The organism is Paraburkholderia sp. BR10937 (assembly GCF_040965695.1).
In the GTDB taxonomy this organism is placed as follows: Bacteria; Pseudomonadota; Gammaproteobacteria; order Burkholderiales; family Burkholderiaceae; genus Paraburkholderia.
In genome coordinates, this window is record NZ_JBFRCL010000127.1 from 1 (window position 1) to 2,481 (window position 2,481).

The 2,481-nt window shown below is 59.3% G+C and carries 1 protein-coding gene and 2 pseudogenes; 1 reads left to right on the top strand and 2 read right to left on the bottom strand.

What is annotated here, in order from left to right:
- On the top strand, positions 1-225 hold a 225-nt coding region (locus AB4Y44_RS42180), incomplete at its 5' end, for a hypothetical protein (protein WP_368702790.1).
- A 136-nt stretch (positions 226-361) separates the two neighbouring features.
- Here AB4Y44_RS42180 and AB4Y44_RS42185 read toward each other — a convergent pair.
- Together AB4Y44_RS42185 and AB4Y44_RS42190 are read right to left on the bottom strand one after the other, a co-directional pair.
- Positions 362-734 (bottom strand): annotated as a pseudogene (locus AB4Y44_RS42185) (DUF4158 domain-containing protein); the annotation flags it as partial.
- A 1,352-nt stretch (positions 735-2,086) separates the two neighbouring features.
- Positions 2,087-2,353 (bottom strand): annotated as a pseudogene (locus AB4Y44_RS42190) (DDE-type integrase/transposase/recombinase); the annotation flags it as partial.
- Between the last annotated feature and the right edge of the window lie 128 nt (positions 2,354-2,481).

The following is a 2,481-nucleotide window of genomic DNA, read 5'->3' on the forward strand; positions in this document are numbered from 1 at the left end:
CTCGGCAAACGCAGGTCATCATGCTTCAAAAGCCGGACGACCAACCTGCTAGCAGATTCTGCGGCCGATACGCCCAACGTGAAAAAAGATCGGCGCTCTGAAAACGTATTGTGCAGACCTTCCTTAGCAAGCAAGATAGTCCCACCAAATGGCAAAGTCACTGATGCGAATCAAGGAAATGCTGTTTGTGGGGTTCGCCGCCTTGGCTGGCTCTGGTGCAAATAGGGCCGGCGAATGGGTTAGAGTTGTCGGAACAAAACGAACCGACGAGCCGAGATGAGCAAGCTGAAGAGTCCGGAGAGGTTGTTCGGCGGACGCCATTTTGATCGGGAGATCATCATTCTGTGCGTTCGCTGGTACCTGCCCGTGTCGCGATCGCGTTCGCGTCGGTGCCGTAATACGGTTCACGTCGAGCCAGGTGCGAACCGCCGCGTAATGCCGGAACAGCGTTGGGGAGGTCTCAGTGTCGTAGCCTAATTGCATGGTGTCGCCGATATCGGCGGCTGCCCGAACTTGTTCAACGACGCCGCCGGAATGGTATCGAGCGGAGGGAAATAGTGCAGTTGCTGAAAGACCTTCAGCAGCACCAGCAGGCCCAGTCGAGGTCGCTCGCCGCGCGTTGACCGGCGTGCCCATTCGAGCTCGTCGGGCAGTGGCGTGTAGCAGGTTTGCAGTTCCCGGGATGCCAGGACCTCGGGGAAGCGCGGGTACGCGGTGCGTTCGAGGGTAGCCATTGCGGATCGTCCGGATCGCAGAGGGCCGCTCAGATTAGCGCAAGAAAAATCAGAGGTTACTGCACAAATCCTAATAACCGGCGCAGTCTTTATAACTCCAAGGCTTATGATAGGAACTTATGCTTACCTTGTTGATACCCCGTTAACGGACATACCTCCTCTCTCTGCCAACGCTCTTTCGCCCGCTTGAATTCTGGCAAGATCAGCGTCCATTGCCTCCGACCCTAGCTGACGGGCGGCCCGGACGTCTCTTGCTGCGCGCTCAGCCGCCTGTCGGCTGGGGAAGCCTTTGGCGGCGGCCCGGGCGTCTCTTGCTGCGCGCTCAGCCGCCTGTCGGCTGGGGAAGCCTCTGGCGGCGGCCAGGGCGTCTCTTGCTGCGTGCTCAGCCGCCTGTCGGCTGGGGAAGCCCTTGGCGGCGGCCCGGGCGTCTTTTTCTGCCCGGTCAACCGCGCCGGTCGTCGTTACGCCTAGTTTTTGCGCTTTTTGATACATTGATTTTCGCCTTGCAACTCGGTCTAGGGCTTTCTTGTCGCCTTGCTTCAGTTCATCATCGGTGACGTCACATCCAACAAATGTGTCCGTATTGACGACACCGCCTGGCTTGTGGCTGCAATTGATAGGCTTGACGGTTGTGGCGCTCGAGCGGGAACGTTGCGAGGGGGGAGGATAGGGCGCGGCTGCCACCTGCCTGCCCTCGCGGCTGGAATTTGTCACTGTTGCTGGCGCTCTTGAGGAACTGGCAAGTGAGCTGGGTGGGAGCTGCCCAGACGCATCGGAATAGCGCGAGTCATACGTCGATCCGGTTGCGCGACTATCGATCCCGGAAGGCAATGGTGCGCCAGCGAAGTCTTGAGGGTTGCGGCGCGCAATCAACTCCCGCGTCAGATCGGCTTGAGAGTAGTGCGTCAGTGCGCTGGCTGCTGGACCACCGCTGCCTGCAGGGGCGCTTTGCGGCGGAGGAGCTGGATTGCGCAACTGATCTTGCAGTTCAGCAATCCGACGATCGATGCGGCCGTCCACGTTTGCAAGGTAGGACCTCTCGTCTTGCAACTGCGTGATCTGTTGATCAAGAGTAGGCGCTACGGTCGGTTGGTTTATTGAAGCGCGGGGAACATGTGATTGACCTGACTGCCCCCTGCCTCGTTGGGGCAGTCCACCCAGCACAGATGCTGCATTCTGATTCTGGCGGAATTGCCGGATGTCATCCGCCTGGTAGGGAATCCGGCCAGGGCGATGCCGGTTAACCTCGTTGGTGGTGGACTGCGCGTCATAACCTTGCTGAAGGTAATAGCTGGCCATATGCTGTGAATCAGGCGATAGTCGCATGGTTGCTCCGGTGAATGGGTCTGGTGTTCGATGACAATCCTTCGTGGCGCGTTGGCACAGGCGGCCAGCACGCGGTTGAAGAAGCGCTTTGCTGCGGCCTTATCGCGATGTTTCTGCAGCAGGATGTCGAGTTCGGCGACGTGCTGGTCGACTGCCCGCCAGAGCAGATAAGGCTCACCGCGCAACGTAACGAAGACTTCGTCCAGATGCCATGTGCGCCCAGGCTTGCGGCGGGCAACTTTGACGCGATGTGCGAGGCCCACGCCGAATTTGTCGCACCAGCGGCGGATCGTCGAACCTGTCCGCATTTTTGTGGGCGAGGCGGTTAAAAAAAACGCTACCCGCGCGCCCGCGTAAACCGCTCGCCAAACAGGATGGCAAACTGGTTCATCGCAGATTTCCAGTCATAGGCATGGCGCAC